Origin of the sequence: Virgibacillus halodenitrificans, from assembly GCF_001878675.1 — a bacterium.
Taxonomy (GTDB): Bacteria; Bacillota; Bacilli; order Bacillales; family Amphibacillaceae; genus Virgibacillus_Q; species Virgibacillus_Q halodenitrificans.
Map to the genome: position 1 here is coordinate 2,356,170 of NZ_CP017962.1, position 23,176 is coordinate 2,379,345.

20 protein-coding genes and 1 riboswitch are annotated in these 23,176 nt (G+C 37.6%); of the genes, 7 read left to right on the top strand and 13 right to left on the bottom strand.

Annotated features, from left to right (window positions below):
* Nucleotides 1-3 precede the first annotated feature (3 nt).
* From BME96_RS12245 to BME96_RS12280, 8 genes are all read right to left on the bottom strand, one after another.
* Entirely contained in the window at nt 4-543 is a 540-nt protein-coding gene (locus tag BME96_RS12245) for a hypothetical protein (protein ID WP_071649177.1), read from the bottom strand.
* Nucleotides 544-894: 351 nt separating this feature from the next.
* Complete coding sequence (locus BME96_RS12250; RefSeq protein ID WP_071649178.1) at nt 895-1,215, bottom strand: hydrolase; 321 nt, start codon at nt 1,213-1,215, stop codon at nt 895-897.
* Between the two features lie 284 nt (nt 1,216-1,499).
* Complete coding sequence (locus tag BME96_RS12255; RefSeq protein WP_060681798.1) at nt 1,500-2,321, bottom strand: ABC transporter ATP-binding protein; 822 nt, start codon at nt 2,319-2,321, stop codon at nt 1,500-1,502.
* 102 nt (nt 2,322-2,423) lie between these two features.
* Entirely contained in the window at nt 2,424-3,887 is a 1,464-nt protein-coding gene (locus BME96_RS12260; RefSeq protein ID WP_060681797.1) for an o-succinylbenzoate--CoA ligase, read from the bottom strand.
* Between the two features lie 154 nt (nt 3,888-4,041).
* Nucleotides 4,042-4,860: a 1,4-dihydroxy-2-naphthoyl-CoA synthase gene (menB, locus tag BME96_RS12265; protein ID WP_019379019.1), complete on the bottom strand. Its 819-nt coding sequence runs from the start codon at nt 4,858-4,860 to the stop codon at nt 4,042-4,044.
* Between the two features lie 26 nt (nt 4,861-4,886).
* Nucleotides 4,887-5,702 (bottom strand): 2-succinyl-6-hydroxy-2,4-cyclohexadiene-1-carboxylate synthase, encoded by an 816-nt coding sequence (gene menH / locus BME96_RS12270; protein WP_077358364.1) that lies wholly within the window; start codon nt 5,700-5,702, stop codon nt 4,887-4,889.
* A 6-nt stretch (nt 5,703-5,708) separates the two neighbouring features.
* On the bottom strand, nt 5,709-7,451 hold the full coding sequence (gene menD, locus BME96_RS12275; protein ID WP_071649179.1) for a 2-succinyl-5-enolpyruvyl-6-hydroxy-3-cyclohexene-1-carboxylic-acid synthase: 1,743 nt from the start codon (nt 7,449-7,451) through the stop codon (nt 5,709-5,711).
* Between the two features lie 2 nt (nt 7,452-7,453).
* Nucleotides 7,454-8,839, bottom strand: a complete 1,386-nt coding sequence (locus tag BME96_RS12280; protein WP_071649180.1) for an isochorismate synthase — start codon at nt 8,837-8,839, stop codon at nt 7,454-7,456.
* 153 nt (nt 8,840-8,992) lie between these two features.
* Here BME96_RS12280 and BME96_RS12285 point away from each other — a divergent pair, with 153 nt between their 5' ends.
* Genes BME96_RS12285 through BME96_RS12295 form a run of 3 tightly spaced genes read left to right on the top strand, consistent with a single transcriptional unit; the run spans nt 8,993 to nt 10,705 of the window.
* On the top strand, nt 8,993-9,919 hold the full coding sequence (locus tag BME96_RS12285) for a 1,4-dihydroxy-2-naphthoate polyprenyltransferase (RefSeq protein WP_071649181.1): 927 nt from the start codon (nt 8,993-8,995) through the stop codon (nt 9,917-9,919).
* Between the two features lie 16 nt (nt 9,920-9,935).
* Complete coding sequence (locus BME96_RS12290; protein ID WP_071649182.1) at nt 9,936-10,316, top strand: hotdog fold thioesterase; 381 nt, start codon at nt 9,936-9,938, stop codon at nt 10,314-10,316.
* 29 nt (nt 10,317-10,345) lie between these two features.
* Nucleotides 10,346-10,705, top strand: coding sequence for a TraR/DksA C4-type zinc finger protein (locus BME96_RS12295; RefSeq protein ID WP_019379013.1), 360 nt, complete (start codon nt 10,346-10,348; stop codon nt 10,703-10,705).
* A 692-nt stretch (nt 10,706-11,397) separates the two neighbouring features.
* Here BME96_RS12295 and BME96_RS12300 read toward each other — a convergent pair.
* The 3 genes from BME96_RS12300 to BME96_RS12310 form a co-directional block, all read right to left on the bottom strand.
* Entirely contained in the window at nt 11,398-11,985 is a 588-nt protein-coding gene (locus tag BME96_RS12300; RefSeq protein ID WP_019376435.1) for an ECF transporter S component, read from the bottom strand.
* A 162-nt stretch (nt 11,986-12,147) separates the two neighbouring features.
* Nucleotides 12,148-12,293: riboswitch (FMN riboswitch) on the bottom strand.
* Nucleotides 12,294-12,509: 216 nt separating this feature from the next.
* Nucleotides 12,510-16,895, bottom strand: coding sequence for a S8 family peptidase (locus tag BME96_RS12305; RefSeq protein WP_269321165.1), 4,386 nt, complete (start codon nt 16,893-16,895; stop codon nt 12,510-12,512).
* Between the two features lie 602 nt (nt 16,896-17,497).
* Complete coding sequence (locus BME96_RS12310; protein ID WP_071649183.1) at nt 17,498-18,556, bottom strand: M20/M25/M40 family metallo-hydrolase; 1,059 nt, start codon at nt 18,554-18,556, stop codon at nt 17,498-17,500.
* A gap of 129 nt (nt 18,557-18,685) precedes the next feature.
* On the opposite strand from BME96_RS12310, the gene BME96_RS12315 reads away from it, so the two are divergent.
* Both BME96_RS12315 and BME96_RS12320 read left to right on the top strand, forming a co-directional pair.
* Nucleotides 18,686-19,237: a thioredoxin family protein gene (locus BME96_RS12315; RefSeq protein WP_071649184.1), complete on the top strand. Its 552-nt coding sequence runs from the start codon at nt 18,686-18,688 to the stop codon at nt 19,235-19,237.
* Nucleotides 19,238-19,400: 163 nt separating this feature from the next.
* Complete coding sequence (locus BME96_RS12320) at nt 19,401-20,405, top strand: potassium channel family protein (protein WP_019376440.1); 1,005 nt, start codon at nt 19,401-19,403, stop codon at nt 20,403-20,405.
* Here BME96_RS12320 and BME96_RS12325 read toward each other — a convergent pair.
* Complete coding sequence (locus BME96_RS12325) at nt 20,385-20,786, bottom strand: YugN family protein (RefSeq protein ID WP_223280578.1); 402 nt, start codon at nt 20,784-20,786, stop codon at nt 20,385-20,387. The two genes, BME96_RS12320 and BME96_RS12325, sit on opposite strands and share 21 nt — an antisense overlap.
* A 119-nt stretch (nt 20,787-20,905) precedes the next feature.
* On the opposite strand from BME96_RS12325, the gene yugI reads away from it, so the two are divergent.
* Nucleotides 20,906-21,289 carry a S1 domain-containing post-transcriptional regulator GSP13 gene (yugI, locus tag BME96_RS12330; protein ID WP_019376442.1) on the top strand — a complete coding sequence of 128 codons (384 nt, stop codon included), beginning with the start codon at nt 20,906-20,908 and terminating at the stop codon, nt 21,287-21,289.
* A 60-nt stretch (nt 21,290-21,349) separates the two neighbouring features.
* Here the strand turns inward: yugI and BME96_RS12335 are convergent, their stop codons facing one another.
* The gene (locus BME96_RS12335; protein WP_019376443.1) at nt 21,350-21,589 is read right to left on the bottom strand and encodes a DUF378 domain-containing protein; all 240 of its coding nucleotides are present in this window, start codon (nt 21,587-21,589) and stop codon (nt 21,350-21,352) included.
* A 143-nt stretch (nt 21,590-21,732) separates the two neighbouring features.
* Here BME96_RS12335 and BME96_RS12340 point away from each other — a divergent pair, with 143 nt between their 5' ends.
* The gene (locus BME96_RS12340) at nt 21,733-23,088 is read left to right on the top strand and encodes a glucose-6-phosphate isomerase (protein ID WP_071649185.1); all 1,356 of its coding nucleotides are present in this window, start codon (nt 21,733-21,735) and stop codon (nt 23,086-23,088) included.
* Nucleotides 23,089-23,176 lie beyond the last annotated feature (88 nt).

The window sequence follows — 23,176 nt, forward strand, 5'->3', positions numbered from 1 at the left end:
CACTTATGAGTATTTGATATCGGTTATTTTCCACTCCTTTTGAAAAGTAAATTCAATTTCAATATGATACGTACCGTGCAACGGGCTATTATTTTCTTGAATTACTTTAACTTTATTACCTTCCATTTGTATTATATCATAAGCATTTTCTTGCACAAACCATGCCGGTGTCTCTGTAGGGAGAATATAAAGGCCATCATTCTTCTCCTCATAATAAAAATCTACATACGGCTGAGCCACGTCGTTTGTCGTCACTTCCTCAAATGCATGGAGTAAATCTGTTTTCGTCTGGTATTTTTTAACTTTATAATTGTCATCCGCTTTTTGAATCAATATTTCCATAAACCGGGACGTTATATCAGTTATTTCACGATGGCTTATTTCTTTGGAACTTACCTCTGTCGCCACTTGTGTTTTTTCTGTCTTTACATCAGTGCCTTCCTTAGCATTTACTGGATTAGTATAATTGCTATTTACGAATGAAAAAAGAATGAACACAGCTATAATATACAAAAAGGAATGCCTTTTAAACTTATTAAGCATGAAGAAACCTCCTAAAATTGAGTATGTATCTCTACAATCCTTATTCCTTATTTCCTTTCTTGATAAACATTGTATACTAGTGCAATCTCCTAAAAATTATAGAGAAAAGAGATTTAGATTACCTTGTCCCGATAAAAGTTTTTCTGAAATGAGGTTAGGGTGCCAAAGACCATTTGTGAATACTCTAACCCCCTTTTTACGACCTGCACTCCTCAACCTATGGTGACGTTCACTCTCTTAGTAAAATTTGTCTTAAACGTATCATTCACTGGGAGTGCCATTTACAAAAAACCGTATTTTAATTAGAAAAAAAAGAATAAGATACTTCTCGTATCTTATTCTTTATATACCCTACATATGCGTATCTCCTAAAATTCCCATTTCTTTAATATGAGCCTTAGCTTGTTCGTCACCCAGTTGATATAACATTTGATAAGCTTCTTGTAACCCCGCATCATAAGAATCATTCGATTGATCATTGTGGTAAGACATAATTGGCACATGCGCACGAAAGAAAGTCCTTACCCCTGCATCATTCATGTTGTTAAATTTTTCACGTAAAAAAATAATTTCATCATCTGTGGCATGTATTACAAATTCTTCATTATTATCATACTTCACTTGAGAAATTTCACCTGAGCCTACATTCACATAGTATTTTTTCTTCTCCATACTACACCTCCTACTCTTAATTTGGCTTAAAAATAGAAAAGCATGTATAGGATAAGAAAAGCGCAACCGTCTTGAAGTATGGAAGACTGACTAATTTCATTTTTATTGCGGCCGATGTTTCAATATCAAAAACATCTGCATCAAGCAAACCACCGGACAAGTTTAAGTAAAAAGTCCCATGCTATTATAGGCACTGAAACTAAAAAAGCCGCTTATAATTCGAAATATAGCTTGAATTTCGGATTATGAACGGCTATTACTAAGGTGAAAAATTTATTTATGTGCTAAGCTAATTCAGTTGCTGTTTGTTTTTTAATTAAACAACGCCCTTTACCATGAGGGATGCACATCGGGGTGCCGAATCGCGGATCAAAGGTCACGTCACACATCATCTGAAATACTTCATGCACAAGATGACAAGTAATAATCTCTTCAGGTTTCCCTTGTGAGAAGATCTGTTTATCTTTTATTGCAACAATATGATGTGCATAGCGACAAGCAAGGTTTAAATCATGAAGAACCATAACTACTGTACGACCTTCTTTTTCATTTAAATCAAACAGTAAATCAAGTACTTCAATCTGATGAGTCATATCCAGATACGTTGTAGGTTCATCAAGCAAAATAATATCTGTTTCCTGAGCTAATGTCATGGCAATCCATGCCCTTTGACGTTGCCCACCAGACAAGGAATCAACGGATCTTTCCTTCAAGTGCATCATGTTTGTAGAGGTTAAAGCATTATTAACAGCAGTCTCATCATCAGACGACCATTGTTTAAGGAAACCTCGGTGAGGATGTCTACCTTGTTTGACAAGCTCATATACCGTCAGTCCTTCTGGAGTTATTGGACTTTGTGGAAGAATAGCTAACTTTTTAGCAACTTCCTTCGTACCCATTTTTGCAATATCAGCGCCATCCAATACTACCTCTCCAACTTTCGGTTTTAAGAGTCGGGCAAGGGAACGTAATAGCGTAGATTTCCCGCAACCATTCCCGCCAATAAACACGGTAATTTCCCCTTTAGGAATTGTTATATCTAAGTCATCTATAATGATATCGTCACCATAACCAAGTGTTAGATCAGTTGCTGATAATGTTTGCACGGAATCACTCCCTTGATGTATCAACTAAACTCGAAAAAATTCTCTACTCCTAGTCTATTTGCTTTTATCAACTTAGTCAATGACTTTGAGAATCATTTTCATTTATTCTTCTTTTCCTGGTAAATAAGAATAAAGATCTTTCCGAACAATTTTATTTGATGCATTTCTTGGCAATTCCTTTACAAAAATTATTTCCCTTGGCAACTTATATTTAGCCAAGTGACTCTCTGCATAAGCTAATACTTCCTCGGCATTTAGCAATTCATCTTCTGTTACGATAAAGGCAACCGGAACCTCTCCCCATGTACTATCTTTCATACCTATGACAGCAATTTCTTTAATTTGCTTCATACCTGAGAGTACACTTTCAAGTTCAGAAGGATAAATATTTTCTCCTCCAGAAATAATCAAATCCGCTCTTCTGTCCACAACATACAAGAAGTCTTCACTATCTAGATATCCCAAGTCCCCTGTAGCAAGCCAACCATCTATAAAAGCATTTTCAGTAGCATAATTATTTTTATAGTAGCCCTTTGTAATCATAGGACCTTTCACATAAATTTCACCTATACTCTCCTCGTTCGGATTATTGATTTTTAATTGTGCAGGCAATAAGGGTTTACCTGCTGAACCAACTTTTTGTAATGCATCTTTAGCACTCAATGTTACAATTTGCGAGGCGGTCTCCGTCATTCCAAAAGACTGAAAAACCGGGATATTTCTGTCCCTTGCTTGTTGCAATAATGGTTTAGGAGCTGGACCGCCTCCTAAAAGCATACAGCGAAATGATTTAGGATATGTATCGTCCTGGAGGAAGTTTAGCAATTGTTGAAGCATAATGGTCACAACAGAGACCATTGTTACATTTCTGTTCATAATTGCATCATGAACGGCGGCAGCGTCAAATTTATTTAACAGAAAAACGGGCATTCCATAAACGACACTACGAATAAGAATAGACAAACCACTTACATGGAAAATGGGCAGTGCAGCCAACCATTTATCAGCTGGGTTAATCCCTAAGTTTAATGCAGAACCAATAGCGCTCCACCAGTGATTACCATAAGTATGGACAACACCCTTAGGATGACCAGTAGTACCAGAAGTATAAATAATCGTGAATACTTTATTTAACTTAATTTCTTTTACTAATTCTATGTTTCTTTCTGGAAATGCTGTTAAAGCTGAAAAAGCTTTGTAATTTTCTACTTGCAATTCTTTTGCCTGATCAAATTTATCCTGTTCTGTTAAAAGGAATGATATCTCTGCGTCTGTCAGCTGAAAGTTTAGTTCTGCAATTGTAAGTCGTGTGTTTAGTAATACGGCCACTGCTCCTAAATAACTTAACGCGTGAATAGCAATTACCATCTCTTTGCAATTTGTGGATAGTATACCAACATGACTTCCTTCTGTTATCCCCCAGCTTGCGAGCTTTCTGGCATATGTACTACTTTCCTTCTGCAGTTGGAGAAAAGTTAGAGTAGAACCATCGAGTTCTTCGATAGCAACTTGAGAAGGTGCAAGACTTGCCTGCTTGTTTAACCAATGTGGGATGATCTCTTCCATATAAAAAACTCCTTAATCATTTTAGTAATTAGAAAAGCGCAAGCTCCCTCAAGTAAGTAGGTGTCCATAAAAAATTAGTAAAGCTCAAATTTCACACTTCTTACCATGGAAAAAACCTTTGCTTTAAGCAAAGGTTTTTTCTACTTTCATTAAATCACGGAAAACGAGGGAACTGCTTGAAATCCGGTTTTCTTTTCTCCTTAAATGCATCTCTGCCTTCTTTTGCTTCGTCTGTTGTATAGTATAAGAGTGTTGCATCTCCACCCATTTGCTGCAGACCTGCTAAACCATCTGTGTCTGCGTTAAATGAAGCTTTGAGAAAACGTAAAGCAGTTGGAGATTTTTCTAAAATTTCCTCACACCATTGAAGTGTTTCTTCTTCTAGTTTATCGAGTGGAACAACTTTATTTACCATGCCCATTTCATATGCTTCTTCTGCATTATATTGACGACATAGATACCAGATCTCTCTTGCACGTTTGTGCCCAACCATACGTGCCAAATATCCAGCACCATATCCTGCATCAAAGCTACCTACCTTAGGACCTGTTTGCCCAAAAATCGCATTATCTGCTGCAATTGTTAAATCACAAACAACATGCAAAACATGTCCGCCGCCAATGGCATATCCGGAAACCATAGCAATTACAGGCTTTGGAATCGTACGAATTAGACGTTGTAAGTCAAGAACATTTAATCTTGGAACCTGGTCGTCCCCTACATATCCGCCATGTCCGCGTACAGATTGGTCTCCACCTGAACAAAATGCCTTTTCGCCTTCCCCGGCGAGAATGATCACACCAATAGAAGAATCATCTCTTGCATCGGCAAATGCGTCAATCATTTCGTTAACGGTAAGCGGAGTAAAAGCATTGCGCTTTTCAGGACGGTTAATCGTTACCTTTGCTACTCCATCATGTTTTTCATAAATAATTTCATTATAGTTTTTTACTTTTTCCCATGTAACGGTCATAAGTAATCCTCCTTAGTATGTAAGAATTATTTTTGATCATGCTTGTCTAAAATGAACTCAGTTACTATTTTACCAAAAATCTCTGGTTGTTCCACGTGAAGTGCATGACCAGTTTTTCTTATCATTTGAAAATGCGCGTGGGGCAAGGGTTCAGCCATTTTTTTATTCAATTGCACGAACTTTGTATCCAATTCGCCAACTAACAAAAGAGTAGGTAAATCTAGCTTAGTTAATTCTCCCCACCAAGAGGGCTGTTTACCCGTTCCCATACCTCTAAGTGAATTTGCTAATCCATTTGGTGATTGCGCTAGGCGCTCCTCCCTAATAGCTGACTTAATATTAATTGGCAGTTCTTTTTGAGAATTAAATAGAGGGATATTTTCCCAGAAATCAACAAATGATTCGATACCTTCATTAATTAGCTTTGCTGCTAATAGTTCATCTTTTTTCATTCGTTCTTTTCTTTCCACGGTGGTAGACAGTCCTGGTGATGCAGATTCAAGGACTAGTGATTGAACTAGTTCCCGATAGTACATAACAAAAGATAAAGCTGTTCGACCTCCCATGGAATAACCTATCAAATGAAATTGATTAATTCTCAAATGTTTTATAAGAGTCTTTATATCATCACAGCATTCTTTCATCGTCTTAACATTCGATACCTTAGTGTTTCCATGTCCAGGTAAATCAATGGTAATAAACTGAAACTGATCTTGCCATGCTGTAATAAAAGGTTCCCATGTTTTTGAACTACCCGTAAATCCGTGTAATAAAACCACATGGGGACCTGATTCACCATGTTTTTCATACCAATATTTATCCTTCTTAATTGTATAGTACAAATAGAATCAATCCTCTGACTTAAGAATTTCTTGTTGAATGGTTTCCCACTTTTCCTGGTGCCATTTCACGTTATCCTCACGTACTGTATGAATCTCGACAACCGAAAGACCCTGATGCTGATAACTCTTATCAAGCGCTTTTTTAAGCTCTTCTTCCGTTTTTGGTTGCTCATATTGGCCACCATACATGGTGATTGCCTGTTTAAATTCAATATCGACAGGTGTCCCAAATAAAGCCTCAAAATGCTTTTTGTCGCTTGCTTGCGGAAGAAAAGAAAAAATTCCTCCTCCATTGTTATTTATTAATAAAATAGTAAGATTTAGATTATAATGTTTTGCTGCCAACAAGCCATTCATATCGTGGTAAAAGGATAAATCACCTAATACTAACGTAACTGGCCCGTTTGTAGCTGCTGCTCCGACTGCGCTGGAAACCATCCCATCAATCCCATTTGCACCTCGATTAGCGAGCACAGAAACTTTCTTAGAAGTCGTCATAAAAAAAGTATCTAAATCTCTTACCGCCATACTATTTCCAATATACAAAGCACTTTCATTTGGAATAACGTTTAACAGGCCTCTTACCGCTTCTCCTTCAGTAATATTACCGTTAGAGCCTGTTGTTAATTGTTTTTTTGCAATGCAGTTCATATTTAACCATAACTTCAGCCAGTGATCATCGGGGTTCGAGCTGTAATCTGCTTGTTCACTAAGAATCCGGCAAAACTGTACTGGGTCACTAAAAACGAATTCGGTCTGATTTCCTGCTGGTTCCCGAAATCCAATATTATTATCAACTACAATTTGGAATGTTTCAGTATGTTGTTGGACATAAAAAAGATATGCCTTTGAAACAGGCATGGCTCCAAAACGAATGATATAATCAGGCCTCAATTGTTCTCGGATTTTCTCATTTCTAAGAAAAGCATCATAACCTTCAATAACCATATCTTTGTTATGATTTCCTGCCCGTATCTGTGATAAAGGATCTGCAAGAACAGGGATCCTCCATGCGGCAGCTAGTTCAGTTATAGCTTCAGCCAAGCGATCTTCTGTTTGCGGCCCACAGACAATCAACCCTTTTGCTTTACTCTTTACCTTTTTTAACAGCTGGCTTACCTGATTTTCATCAATCAGCTTGCTTCCTTCCATCAAAGGGGCAGTTGATTGTGTATTTTGATCTCCCCATAAATTATCGATGGATAGGTCGGGCAAAAGCGGCTCACGGAATGGAAAATTCAGATGAACAGGCCCAGCATTTCCTTGGCTAGCAATATGGCTGGCTCTAGCTGCTTTACTTCTCACGTAATGAAGCATTTTTGGAGTCGCTTCTGGTAATGCCATTTCATGAAACCACTTGACATAATCACCATACAACTTAATTTGTTCAATAGCCTGCGGGGCGCCTACATCCCTTAACTCATGGGGCCTGTCTGCAGTAAGCACAACAAGTGGGACCCTACTGTAGTATGCCTCCACGATAGCTGGAAAGTAATTAGCTGCGGCTGTTCCTGAAGTACATACAATAACAACTGGTCGCTTTGTTTTCTTAGCCAAACCTAATGCGAAGAAAGCAGCTGAACGTTCATCAAGGATTACCCATTCTTTAATCATCTCGTTTTCTGCAAACAAATAAGCAAGAGGGGTTGATCGCGAACCCGGTGAAATAACCGCATCGGTAACCCCATTCTTACTTAGTTCATCAATAAAGCTCGCCGTGTACCGTGTCAGTATTTCTGTGTGATCCATATTCATCCTCCTAAAACAGACAGCATCGGTAAAAATTTAATATTTGTTTCCTCATATTCTTTTTCTGGGTCCGAATTTTTAACTACTCCACAACCGGCAAACAAGGATGCTTCATCATCTTGAATTAATCCTGAACGTATAGCCACAGCGAATTCTCCACTTCCATTGCTGTCCAGCCAACCGACAGGAGCTCCATACCAGCCTCTGTCAAGTAGTTCATTTTCCCTAATAAACGCTAGTGATTCTTCCCTCGGTGTACCTCCTAAAGCAGGAGTAGGATGCAGTTGTTCTATTATATCAAAAATACTATAATCACCTAATAACGTAGCAGTAACTGGGGTATAGAGGTGCTGCAAATTTTTTAAAGGATAAATGACTGGTTTTTCCGGAATATTTATATCTTTACAATAATGTGAGATTGCTTGCTTTATCATTTGAACTACAAATTCATGCTCTTGTCGGTTCTTCTCATCATGCAGCAAGCTTTTACTAATCTCTCTGTCTTCTTCTTTATTCTTACCTCTTGGCGCTGTACCTGCCAAACAGGTAGAAAGTAACTTGCGTTTATCAAGCCTTACTAGCCGTTCTGGGGTCGCTCCTACAAAACAGTCCTTCCCTTTCTCGAAAGCAAAAATATAACTGTTTGGCTGGGTATGCAACAGTTTTTCCAATACAGAAGCAATGTTTACCGACTTGTTCAATTTCAATCGAATCTCTCTTGCTAACACAATCTTACTTGCTTTTCCTTTATCTATTTCCCTAGTTGCAAGTTCAACTGATTCCTTCCATTTTTCAGGTGCTACTTCATATCTATTCAAGATAGCTACATCCGTCGAAGGAAGGGTTGTGTCGGAAAAAAGGATTTCCTCCATGCCCCTAATTTCGTTTGCAACTTGTTCAGCAATGTCTCCCTTTCTCACTAAAATGTTTACAGTATAATAGTTCGCTCCATTGTTTTGAGTCAACAAAAATTCCGGAACAGTAAATTCACTATCATTGAAATTCTCCCATAGTGGAGTTCTTTCTTTTTTAGGATCAAAAGATATCCCCCCTAATGCGACAATTCCTGCCCCCGGAACCTTATTGTCGTTATATATAATCGCCTTATCCAGTATAGCTCTCCATTTTTTTTCAACTTCTTGGGAAGGTAGCCCTTCTACTCTTAATTGCGCAGTGTTACCAATTCCAGCTATGAAGAAATCTTCCTGCGTGCTTGACCAGAAGACTCGATCTTTTCCCGTAGAACTTGCCGCATGAAAAAAATGAAGAGGATTTATGTTCTTTACTGGTTTAGTTATACTAATTAACTGAGTATCATCCGCCGAATTTATATTAGGGATGGCTTCATCTATAATCTTTTCTAGTTGTTCTTCCAATATTTCTATCATGTATATAAACCTCCATTATCCTCCTGGCAGACTTCCACATCTTATTTTATTCCCTTTTGCAAGGATTCTCAAGGAAATCAAACCCGATTATTGACACTCTTTGTCAATTTGCCTATCATTGATATGATATTGAGCCAATCAGGAGGAAACTACATGCAAAAATCAGATATTAAAAGCGCAATGAATGAGAAAGGTGGCTTTCAAATATGGTGGCGACTATTAAGGCCACATACATTAACAGCTTCATTTATCCCGGTATTTGTTGGATCTATGCTGACTTTCACAGACGGAGCTTTCCATTTTACCATCTTTATGGCAATGCTTCTGGCCTCTATCTTAATTCAATCGGCAACGAATATGTTCAATGAGTATTATGACCATGCGAGAGGACTTGATACGGAACACTCAGTCGGTATCGGTGGAACCATTGTGCGCGATGGCATTAAGCCAAAAACAGTGCTAAACATAGCTTTTCTTTTTTTCGGGGTTGCTATTCTCTTAGGTATTTACATATGTATTCATTCAAGTTGGTGGATCGCCGTTATTGGTTTAATCTGCATGCTTTTCGGCTATTTATATACAGGTGGACCTTTGCCGATAGCTTACACCCCATTTGGGGAACTCTTTGCAGGTTTTTTTATGGGGACAGTTATTATCGGAATAAGTTATTACATTCAAACACTGACAATGAACTCCTCCGTTATTTGGGTATCCGTACCTATCGCCATTTTTATAGGTACTATCTTACTAGCAAATAACATTCGTGATCTTGATGGAGACAAGGAAAATGGCAGAAAAACAATTGCTATTCTATTAGGCAGGAAGAAAGCAATTCTATTTCTTGCCTGTTTATTTGCAATAGCTTTTATTTTAACTGGAATCCTAATTATCAAGGGTATTCTGCCTGTCTGGTCCATCATTAGCTTTCTTGCTATTTTCAAAGCATGGAGTGTAATTCAACAGTATAAAGGCAAAACAAAACCGATAGAAATGATGCCTGCCATGGCTGCTACTGGCAAGACAAATACCATTTATGGATTATTGTTGGGGATATCTTTATTCATTAGTAAATTCTTGTAAAAGAGGAGAAAAAAACATGCACTTTAAAAGCACTTTAATGGATGCGTTGGGTATGGAGCTAATTTCTCTGGATAAAAACCTAGTGAAAATGACAATGCCCGTAGATGAGAGAACACACCAGCCGGCAGGTTATTTACACGGTGGTGCAAATGCTGCACTTGCTGAGACTGCTGCTAGTATTGGAGCATTTGCTCATATTGATACAGAAAAGTCACAAGTGTTTGGTATAGAAATTAATGCAAATCATATTAAAAGTAAAAAATCAGGTCTGGTAACAGCGGAAGCCAGACCTCTCCATATCGGTAAATCAACCATGGTATGGGAAATAAAGATAATGGACGAAGAGCAAAATTTACTATGTATTTCACGCTGCACCATCGGTATCATTTCTAAGTAAATACTAAAATGGAAAGGAGTTACTTATTTATGAGTGAACATTTAGATTCAGAAAAGCTAGATTATTTTAAAGAAAAATTACTAGAAATGAAAAAAGAAAACGAATCAAAAATAAGCGATAATGAAGGTAATAGTCCGAACGACACAATTAGTGAGCTGGCAGACTACGATAATCACCCAGCAGATATGGCTACTGAACAATTCGAACAAGAAAGAGATGCCGGTTTAAATATGGTACGTGAAGATAGACTTACGGAAATCAATGATGCACTAGAGAGGATAGAGAAAGGCACATATGGATACAGTGAGAAATCTGGGAAACCCATTCCTGTGGAGCGACTTGAAATAATGCCAACTGCCCGTAATTTGGTTGAAGAAGAAAATCAATGATTGCTTGAAACGGAATTCTAATTCAAATAATGGATAAACAAGATGTATAATTGAATTTACTGCGTAGTTGGAGGAAACTGCGACGTAGAGGATATGATTTTCTAATCTCGCTACGGGAAAATATTACGCTTTCCGCGGGCGGCCTGCGAGCCTCCTCGAACTCCACTAACGTTACGTTCTCCGGGGTCTCGCTAGTCTCGCTTTTCCCGCTGGAGTCTACATATTTCCCCTCCGCTAGGATAAGTCAGGATTATCAAAGTTATAATAAATTTGTCACAAAAAAGTTGAGCAAACTCTAAACTTAGATAAAAGTCTATACCAATTGATTGGAATGGAAGATGGCGACTCCAGCCGGAATAGCATGAGCTGAAGACCCTGGACGGAGCGTAGCGGAGGAAGCGGCTGAAGCCATGCCGGCGGAAAGCGTCCATCTGCAATGGAAAGCAATGAGGCTCACCTCTTCAATATTTCAGTGAGCTTTCCAACAACAAAGATATTTTCACACGTAACTTAAATACCAAAAGTTACGTCGCAGTATATCTATACTGTGAATTAAGGTAGAGCTCAATTATTTTTTCAGGTATTTGAAAGCGTTAGATTAAACATAGCCCTCGAAACGTAGAAGTTTTTCCAATATCGTATAGAACCAAAAAACAAAGCAGGCTGTCTAAATAGACAGCCTGCTTTGTTTTTTATGCTGCAGCTTTCATTTGTTTTTGCTCAATCCAGCTTTTCATTTTAATAAATAATGGAACAAATAGTAAACCAACAATAATACCTTTAATTATATTAAATGGCAGAACTCCTGCATATACGGAAAACCACTTAAATTGTTCTGTCATGTCCCATCCCATAAACTTCCCATACGCCGGAAGGATAATAAAATAATTTAATACACTCATTCCAACAGCCATGATTAATGTTCCTGTCACTAAACCTGAGACTACGCTTTTCACACCCTTAAAGCGATGATAAAGCATCGATACAGGGATAACAAACATGGCTCCAGCAAGGAAATTTGCGATAACACCAATGGGATCGCCTGCTCCTGAAATAGCTAAATATAAAACATTTTTGATTGCTACTACGATGACTCCTGCCATTGGTGAAAAAATAAGTGAGGCCATTAAAGCTGGTACATCACTAAAGTCAATCTTTAAGTAGCTTGGCAAAAAAGGCAGTGGGAAATTCAAGAAAAACAGTACAAGTGAAATAGTCCCAAGCAATGATAATATTATTAATTTGAATAAACGTGATGATGAGTAATTTTTATTTTCCATCATCTTCTCCTCCTCCACCTTAATCGATTCCTATCTCGTGATGAAGGATCACCCATTATCCTACATACAAATAAACCCTAAAGCCTGCCTAATCGGGGCTTTAGGGTTTTGAATTTTGAATACATAGGAAAAACAAGGCGCTATGAGCACCTGATTCAGGTTCGACATCTTCTCCCATCCAGACTGTAACTGTCGGTTCTGGAATTACACCAGATCAGCCACAAAGCAAGAAGAGCTTTGCAGGTCACGGACTTAGAGCATGGCTCCTTACCGTCGGTCGGGAATTTCACCCTGCCCCGAAGATGGAATCGATTATTTTATTGTCACTTACATTATACATCCTTATGAAGATTTTGCAATATCTTTGCTTAATAGAATACTATTTTATTAGTTTGAACATAAATAAGGAAGCTGTCGCAAAATGCATAATATGCATTGGCTGACAGCTCCTTTTTCCATAAGAGATTGCTTATTTTAAGATTCGTTACTGATTGTGCAACAGTCTCCTTTTCAATCACTCATTTTTATTCATCCATATTTATGAACAGCTTTCCTTTTGCCTGTTTGCGAGATTCATTGCCATAGGTATCAGTAACCTTGACTTCAATCACACCACCATCTGCTTTTAAATTACTAGGGGCTGTCCAATACCCTACATAATGTCCATCTTCCATTTCCATCATTGGAAGCTCTGTTGCATTTGAAATTTGACTTTTTGTGTTTGTGAGTGGCATATGAATAAAGAATGTCGCCTTTCGACCTGGCTCACTGTCAAATTCGATTTTCACACTCTCTCCTGCTTTTATATATTTATCTTCTGTTGGTGTGAGGTTTTCAATCACAGGCTTCGTGTAGTTTACATCAATAGTTACGTTATTTTTGGCTTTATTTCCGGCTAGATCCTTTGCCACTACTTTAATCGTGTTCGCGCCGTTTTCTAAAATAATCCGTTTGGAATACTTGCCGTCAGATACAGTAGCTTTATGACCATTAACTTTAACTGTGGCAAGATTCGGATCATCTACAGTACCTTCTACGGTAACTGTTTCCTTGTTTGTCTTTTCTCCATCTACCGGTGAGACAATAGTCAGTTCAGGAGCTTTTGTATCTAAGGTTACCTTCACTTTGGAAGACTCACCAACAGGAGTTCCTTCCAATAGGGAAATAGCTTGAAATTCATTTACTCCTTCTGTTAATTCTGTAGGAATGGCAAATTCCCCATCTTCGCCCACTGTGGCATTGCCTGCTTCTTCTCCATTGTTCCAGATTTGCACGGTAGTAGTGGGTGAAGCAGTACCTTTAATCGTTAAATCTTTTTCATTGGTTATAACATCCTTTTCCGGAGTAGTGATTACCGGATCAACAGCTTCATAAGCTACTCTTGCTCTGATCATATAGTTACCTTCATTGGCTGGTGATTTGGACCACGCTCCTCCAACAAGTTGATAACTTCTTTCGGCATTTGGACTACTCTCATCAGTAGCTAATCCCGGGGCACCGGTATTAGGCTGTGTTTGAATATAAACCATGTAGAAATCATCATTTACCGTTATACTATGCTCTTTTAGGTCAATGATAGTCCATTCACTATTATCTCTAATAGCTTCTGCAGAAATTGGTCCTGCAATTTTCTTACCAGGCTTTCCGTCTGCACCGGAGGCATCCCAAACTTCTACTGCAAATTCAGTACCTCCAGGAGAAGGGAACTCCTCATCCCAAAATTTAAATACTCCCTCCGTTACTACTGCTGTGTCTTTCCCTTCAGGTAAAGTCATCTTAACTGCCCAGCCATTGTTAGCATCATAAAACGCTCTAGCGTTTTCTGCTGTACCATCATCGTACCCAATTTCTCCACCAGGAACTGTGTAAAATGGCTCTAATTGGATATCTTTCGTTATATCGTCCTGTAAGTCGACTTGGACCTCTTTCGGATGGTATCCGCTAGCAAGTATTTTTAATGTATACTGACCTTTATAGGCAGTAAGTGAATAACTTCCATCTTCATTTGTTTGCACTGGGGCAATATTTGCATCCTCTATAACCATCACAGTCGCATCATTTACAGGTTCATTTGTAGTCTCATCAGTCACTTTTCCATTTATATCGAATTGTTCAATTTTTTCTAGTGTAAAGTCAATTTGTTTTGTTTGGTCATTTTCAATCTTTACATTTTTCTCTTTTGATTCAAATCCATAGGATTCTGCTTTAAGGGTATAGTCGCCTGCTGCATGCAGCAAGTTGTACTGCCCATTTTTGGGATCCGTATTTACGGAACGTCCACTTTCAATCACACTTACTTTGGCCCCAATTGGCAAAAGCAATGGATTAATCATTTCACTTTCAATTGGTGATTTTTCTTTTTGTGGTAAAATCGGTTTTATTTTTGCAGGATCAACTTTCTCTTTTTTAGAAGCTTTTTCCTTACTCTTAATTACACCAAGCCCTATATTACCTTTGGATTTTATCTTAGAATTGTCTTTGGTTTTACTGCTTTCCTTTTTCTTATTTAATGCAAGTGAGGCACTTGGACTCATTGATTCGTCAGTCAATGCTACATCATCAATATACCAGCCATCTTTTGTAACGCTGCCGTCTGAAGTTATATTGAAGCCAATATAGATTCGTTGTCCACGGTATTCAGACAAATCTACTTCTCCATTTATCCATTCATTGGACTCCCCTTGTACTCTCATCAATTGAGTCCATTCGTTTTTGTCTGTTGATATAAATACATGGCCAAAATCGTATGCTCTTCCGGAAGCGTACATTTCCAACTCATGCCATTGCTTAAATTGTAAATACGTATTTCCTTCTTCAGGTAAGTCAATTGGTGGCATAACGAGTGTAGCATTTGCATCACTATCATACCCCCCTGCTAAATTAGTAGCATACAGCTTTTCTCCTGAAGCCGCGCTTTCTGGACCGGATTCTGGTGTGCCCCATTCCCAGCTGTTATTTTCACCAAATGACGTCCAGCCAACCGGGGTGCTTTCAAAATCATGCGTGTAACCAACGGTTATTCCAGGCAAGACTGTTACTTCGAAGGATTCACTATTCACTTCATTGTTGCCAAAATCATTGATCTTCCATGAATAAGTGATTGCTTCTCCCTCGATATGCTCACCTGGTATAATAACAGCATAGTTACCTTGCTTATAGTCACCAGAGATACGAGCAGCTTCTATGACATGATCTTCTCCATTACTATCTTGATAAATTACCTCTACAGATGAAACACTAATATTGTCAGCAACTTCAACCTCTAACTCCAAGTCCATTCCTTCATAAGTTTCTATCGGGCTTTCGTGTACAAAAGTAGGCGCTTCATTATCTTCCCCCTCTTTTGTAACCTGACCTTCAACTGTCCCTAGCCCCGACACTAAAGAAGACACTGCATCAAATGCATTAACTAAGCCATATCCATATCCATTATTGGGAGAATCGGGATATTCTTCATCTGTTAATGGATTAGCAGTATTCATTAATACGTCTTCCAATTCATCAACAGATAAGCTGGAATCAGCCTGTTTCATTAAAGCTACTACTGCTGAAACTGCTGGTCCCGCCATTGAAGTTCCATTCCAACCGCCTTCATACCCACTTCCAGGTACAGAAGAACGAATATTTGCTCCTGGTGCGGAAATATCTGGTTTGACTTCATCATAAGGTGATGGACCTCGTAAGGAAAAGCCTGCAACTGTATCATTGATATCTGTTGCTCCAGTTGCAAAAGACTCTGGGTAATTTGCAGGAACAGCAACCGACCCTGGGCCTCCCGGATTGAATAAGGTTGTATTACCAGCAGAGAACTCCGGGAATATTTGAGCTGCTCTCCAATTTATTACTACATCTCTATACCATTCATCCAAACCTGGGCCGCCTCCCCAAGAATTATTAACTACATCTGGGGCCAAATCTACGCGTGCATTACCTTCACTATCCTTTGGGGCAAGGATCCATTCTGCAGCTTCAAGCAAATCAACATCTGTCCCACCGTCAGCTGTAAAGGCTTTTACTGCTATCCATTTAGCTCCTGGTGCAACACCCACTTGGTTTGAGCCGTCCGGTTCACTCCCAACCATTGTACCTGTTACATGTGTCCCGTGACCCTGGTCATCATAAGCTTCTCCCTGACCGGCTGTAGCATCAAACCAATTATAGTCATGTGTTACTTCTCCGGTAGCTGAATCGTAACCACGGTATTTTTCCTTTAAAGCAGGGTGATCCCATTGGACTCCGGTATCAATACTTGCGACCACTGTACCCGTTCCGTCAATCCCCATATCCCAAACCTGTGGCGCTCCAACTCTTTCCACATTCCATTCCACATTTGCAACTTCAGATTGAGGTGCTTTTGCATCCTTAGTCACTGTAGTAAAAAGTTCTCTTTTCTCATTTGGCAGTATTTTTTCAACCTCCGCAAATGAAGAAAGCTTTTCAGCAACTTCTTCTGTTGCCGTTACGGCCATCCCATTAACAATGTAGTAGGAATTAAAGCTAACAACCTTGCCGTTTTTCTTTTCCTGTTGTAAATAAGCTTTTACTTTTTGTTGAGATTCTATAGAAGTAGCTTTTAATTCAGACACAACAACTGACCTTTGCATCAGCTCTGTCTTGGTAGAAGTAAGATTTTTCGAATCTGCTTCCTTCTTCGCAGCTTTTGCTACCTTCTGTGTATCTGCTTTATCTTTAAATTTCACCAAAAAAGTAACCTTATCGTCCTTTGTAAAGGCAGTTTTAAGCCGATCACTCATTTTTACTTGTGCAGCATTCTTTTGTCCGTACACGGATTGAAACAGTTCACCTTTCGATTCTGCATAACTCATTCCAGGTGTAATAAGGGAAACCGCCATAATAAAGGTTGCAGTTAAACTAAACAACTTCGTTCGACGTTTCTTTTTCGTTATCAATTTATTCCCTCCTTTTGATTAAAAAACACCATTTGCTCTTTAGGTGAGTTCCGGAACCCATTAAAAAAAACACCTCCTCCTTTCCTAAATATTAATAGGTTCACAATTGCTGAGGTGTTGTTTGCAAAATCTATGTTGTTAAAACCAGTATAAGCATATATGAAGAGAGAATTTGTCGAACGATGTCGTTAAAATATATAATATTCAAAATTGAATAAAAAGTAACTCATTTTCCATTTTTACCTCAGGTAAGAAATACCTACTTTATCTATAAAATCCAATTAAATGGCCTTATATCGATCTTTTAAATGTATTTTTTCAAAAATATGTAGCTTGAAATGAAAAAATAAGAAATAACTCCTAGTAAATTATGTTAAATCCATTACAAATTTTACCTAATATGTAAATAATGGTACTATTCGTATGTATTTTGTAACAATAAACAAGCATTAGGACTTATCTTTATCAAGAAGCAACATATTGTGGTAGTAAATACCTTGAACTGTATATATTGGCTTACGCATAGTTAATACCAAATTTTTATCCAATTATAAAAACCAGCAAACAATTTGTCTGCTGGTTCTGATTTGATTTTATTAACATTAATCTTCCAATGGATTTAAATTTTCTTCACCGGTCAAGTTTGCAATCATTTCAACCAATAGCTCAATCTCTTCATCAATATCCTTTAGACTAGCTGTTTCTACTGGTGAATGCATATACCTTAATGGTAGCGAAACAAGAGATACAGGCACACCTTTGCCAGTTAATCGCATTTTATCTGCATCCGTTCCAGTCATCCTTGGTGTTAATTCATATTGTACAGCCATTTGTAACTTCTTAGCCGTCTGCTCCAATAATCTATTAATTTTTTTGTTAATCGGTGCTCCTTTAGCAAATACTGGACCTTTTTCTAACCGAATATCCCCATGTTTATTTTTGTTAACTCCTGGAAAGTCTGTGGCAAAGGTTACATCACAAGCAATTGCCATTGTAGGTTCAATCCCTGCAGCAGCAAAATAGGCACCCCCCATATTCGTTTCTTCATTTACTGTACTTGCCGCATAAACACCTACAGAACAACCTCGTTCCGCAAGATTTTTTAACACTTCTGCAACGATAAATGAACCTGTGCGATTATCTAATCCCCGACCGGAAATATACCGGTCAGATAAAATTTCCGGCTCTGTTTTGTATACAGCCAAGTCACCAATCTGAATATAGTCCTCTGCTTCTCCCTTTGTTTTATAACCACAATCAATAAATAAATCCTCTAAGTCAAAATCCTTTTTAATTCCTCCATGATGTTGAGCATTAACACCAATGACACCAGTAACTGAAGTATTTTCACCCATTACAGTTACTTTCATACCGACTGCTGCCTGTGGATTAATACCACCCATTTTATCAAAATGTAAGAATCCGTCTTCATCAATACGATTAATGACAAGGGCAATTTCATCACAATGTCCTGCTAAGAGAATTTTAAACCGGGCATCTGGATTAAGAACTCCTATTGCATTACCTGCATGATCTGTCCTAATTTCATCAGCAAAAGTCTTCACATAATTTATCCACTTCTTTTGAATTGCAACTTCATTACTTGAAGGTGAAGCTGTATGTAATAATTCTAATAAAAAATCTTGATTAGCTTTAGGCATAACTATTCCTCCTCAAAATGAATTCTTTTTTATCATAGCAAAAATAATCTGCAAGAGCACTTTTGTTTACGAAAAGTTTTATAATCGATACACTTTACTACAAGACTAAATAAAAGGGAGCTAATTACTATGGAATTAAATGATTGGTTCAACAAGGGAATTTTACCAGATGACTATATTGAATCCATGCAAACACATAGAGAAAATCTTTTGCATATATATGATAATTTTCAATTACCTGAGGACCAAGCTTTTTTCGATGCCTTAAAAAAGCAGAATTTGCGTGTGATAGTGCTCACAGAAGACTGGTGTGGTGACGCTATGTTAAACATCCCAATTCTACTTCGTTTATCGGAAGCAGCTAACATTAACGTTCGTATGCTGTTAAGAGACCAAAATCTCGAACTAATGGATCAATACTTGACCAACGGCAAATCTCGCTCTATTCCTATTTTCATTTTTCTTGATGCAGAAGGTAATGAAGTAGCCAAATGGGGGCCAAGAGCAGAAAAAGTTCAGCAATTTGTGGACCATTCCAAGGAAGCTCTCCCGCAAGAAGATGCAGAGGATTTTAAAGAAAAATTTAATGAAATGCTTTTTTTTATAACAAAATCGCTTAGAGATAATACAGATTTTTGGGAAGACGTTTATCTAAGTTTAAAAAATGAATTAAACAAATAAGAACAAGGGGCTGAAAGGCTGAACGTTGCTGTTCATACATAAGCACATATTGAAAAAGGCTGTCACCAATAATGTGACAGTCTTTTTGTATAAGTATTGCAAAATCTTGTCCATACTAAAATAAGTGTGATTACAATATTTTTACAAAAAGGTGACTTTGTATATGAGCATACGATTAGTTAGATATTTATATTTACAAATTCCTTTACTTATCAGGGTTCTTATAAGCGTTCTTTTCCTCTTATTTTTATTTGGCTTAGTTATTCATATTATTGAGCCAACTCAGTTTCCTACCTTATTTGATGGAATATGGTGGGCTATTGTTACAGGGGCTACTGTAGGTTATGGCGATTTAGTCCCTTTAAGTGTTCCGGGTAAATTGCTAGCAATGCTTTTAATCCTTTCGGGCGGAGGTTTAATCGCATTTTATATTACTGCTCTCACTGCCTCTACACTTAAACATGAGCAGGATTTAACCACGGGTAAAATTGCTTTCAAAGGAAATAACCACATAATTATAATAGGCTGGAATGAACGAACAAGGCAAATTATCGAACACATTTCAAAAAGGAACACCCATCAGGAAATAGTTTTAATTGACCAAACGTTAAACTTTTTAAATTATAAGGATTATCCTGTGCATTTTCTCCACGGAAATCCTACAGAGGATAATACACTCAGAAAGGCTAACATAACTGCAGCAAAGTGTGTATTAGTTTCCTCCGATTTTTCTGAGGAGGAAAGAAAAGCCGATAATTCTACTATCTTGACAATTGTTGCTGTAAGGGGGAATAACCCAAAAATACCTATTATTTCGGAAATCCTATCTAAAATCCAAATTGAAAACGCATTGCGAGCTGGTTCCAATACTATTATCAGATCAAATGATTTTATGAGTGCGTTGTTTTATCATGAGCTTTATCACGCCAACAATGCAACTCCATTTGAAGATATTATCCGCTTACTAGCAAGCCAGCAATTCTGCCACATTCCATTGTCCGAATCTGAAATTGGTAAAACGTTTAAAAGTGTTATTTTAGATTATATTAATGAGAGACACATATTAATAGGTCTCATTCGAAACAAGGAATATATAATGAATCCGTCACCCGAATTATTGTTGAAAAAAGATGATTTACTTATTTCACTATCCTTCTGGGATAACTAACTGCTCTAATTTCTCTACAAGTTGCTTCCCTATATCAATATAGTCGTTTGGAATATGTGCATCAGGATCTATCGGTGGCTGGAATTGGTTGAATGTACCTTGGAATGCTCCTCCCCTGCTATCTTCATCAATTCCCTTTTCATATTGATGTGCAAGTAAAAAGGGCTTTTCCAAACGAACAGTCACGCCAGGGTAATCCAATGATCCAGCCACAGCATAAAATGGAATTCTTAAATAATAATACTTCCCTTCATCATCAATCTTTAAATCAAAATGGCCGTTATCATAATCCCAATTTGAGGCTATTACATACCCCTCTGGTTTGAGGAGCTCCTCCAATACATACAAGGAATAAATTCTATTCTCCACTCGTGAATCCATAGGAATCATCCATCTCTTCCTTTCCATTACTTTTCTTAGTATTCTTTGCTTCTCTATGGAAATTATGCTAAAATGTTGTATTGTGTAAAAAGAATCGAATATATTAGGAGTTGTTCAGCATGACAAGTAAATTTGAGACAGGTCAAATTTTAGAAGGAAAAGTAACAGGAATTCAACCATACGGTGCATTTGTTGCTTTAGATGAAGATACGCAAGGATTAGTTCATATCTCGGAAGTAACTCATGGATTTGTAAAAGATATTAATGAACATTTATCCATTGGTGATGAGGTTAAAGTAAAAGTTCTTAATGTCGACGAGGAAAAAAATAAAGTATCCCTCTCTATTCGTGCTACTGAGGAAGCACCGGCAAAATCCGCCAGTCCTAAAAAACATCAACCAGTTAAAACAGAACAAGAAAATGATACAGCTGGCTTTAATACACTTAAAGATAAACTGGAAGAATGGATCGAGCAATCTAAAAACGATTCATTTAAGAAATAATACCGCTAAATGATATAAACAGAGGCAAACCCCACCTTAGGTAAGTTTGCCTCTGTTTTTTTAACCGTCTACACCTTTGGGAGCATGCTGATCAGCAAAAGCTTCATCTGTTTTGAAGAGAAGAGGAATTAAGACTAAACCACTAATTCCTACCAATGTATAAATAATTCGGGCAAAACCAGCGGTCTGGTCTCCTCCAAACAGTGCTGCAACTAAATCAAATTGAAATAAGCCAATCAGTCCCCAGTTAACTGCACCAATAATAGTAAGCGCTAAAGCAGTGCGTTGAATTCCATTCATACATATACCTCCTTTATAATTTTCCTCTATCGTAGCTTTTGCAAAATATCTTATTATATACTATTTCTTTCTTGCTTTCGCAGATTTACTTGGGTAAAGTTACATTATATACAAATTATTGTGTAGTAATAGGAGGCTAAGAAATGACACATATCTCTTTTAAATATGAGAGTGCTTTATCCTTTTTCAATAAGGAGGAAATAAATAATTTAACTGACTTTGTTGAAAAAGCACATTTTAATTTACATGAAAAAACAGGTGCAGGTAACGATTTCCTAGGATGGGTTGATTTACCTGAAACTTATGATCAAGAGGAATTTGCCCGTATTAAAAACTGTGCCGATAAAATCAGAAATGATTCCGACATATTACTTGTAATTGGAATCGGCGGATCCTACTTAGGGGCAAGAGCAGCTCTGGATATGCTAACACACTCTTTTCAAAACCTGTTATCAAAGGAGCAAAGAAAGGCTCCCCAAATTATTTTTGTTGGTAACCATATGAGTTCATCTTATATTGCAGAGTTATTTGATATTATAGAGGGAAAAGATGTTTCTATTAATGTCATATCCAAGAGTGGAACGACGACAGAGCCAGCGATTGCATTTCGGATCTTTAAAAAACATTTGGAAGAAAAATACGGAAAAGAAGAAGCTAGTAAGCGGATCTACGCTACTACCGACAAGAAAAAAGGTGCATTAAAGACATTGGCAGACCAATCAGGCTTCGAGACATTTGTTATTCCTGACGATGTAGGTGGTCGTTATTCTGTTCTAACTGCAGTAGGGTTGCTTCCAATAGCTGTTGGTGGCATATCAATTGAGCAGATTATGAACGGAGCTCAAACCGCAATGAAGGATTTATCTACCCCTGTTCTTGCCGATAACCCTGCTTATCAATACGCAGCCATTCGAAATATTCTTTATAATAAAGGTAAAACAATAGAAATGCTTATTAACTATGAGCCACAACTTCAATATTTTGCAGAGTGGTGGAAACAGCTATTCGGAGAAAGTGAAGGAAAAGATCAAAAAGGGATCTATCCTTCTTCTGCAAATTTTTCAACTGATTTACATTCCCTAGGTCAATACGTTCAGGATGGCAGAAGGGATATTTTTGAAACAGTATTACATGTAAATAAATCGAACAAGGAAATATTCATTGAGGAAGATGAAGATAATCTTGATGGTTTAAACTACCTTGCCGGGAAATCAATTCATGACATTAATAACAAAGCATTTCAAGGTACACTTTTGGCACATACAGATGGGAATGTACCGAATTTAGTTTTGGAAATCCCTGCGCTTGATGCCTTTACGTTTGGTTATCTAGTGTATTTCTTTGAAAAATCTTGTGCAATCAGTGGTTATCTTCTTGGTGTTAATCCATTTGATCAACCCGGGGTAGAAGCATACAAAGTAAATATGTTCGCTTTATTAGGAAAAGCAGGATATGAGCAAGAAAAAGAAGAGCTGGAAAAGCGTTTAAATAATAAGTAGTTAAAAACGATATTTAATAAATAAATTTTATTCTTTCACGTTTATATATTCTTTTTGATGGGTATTACTATAAATGTAAGACTTTCTC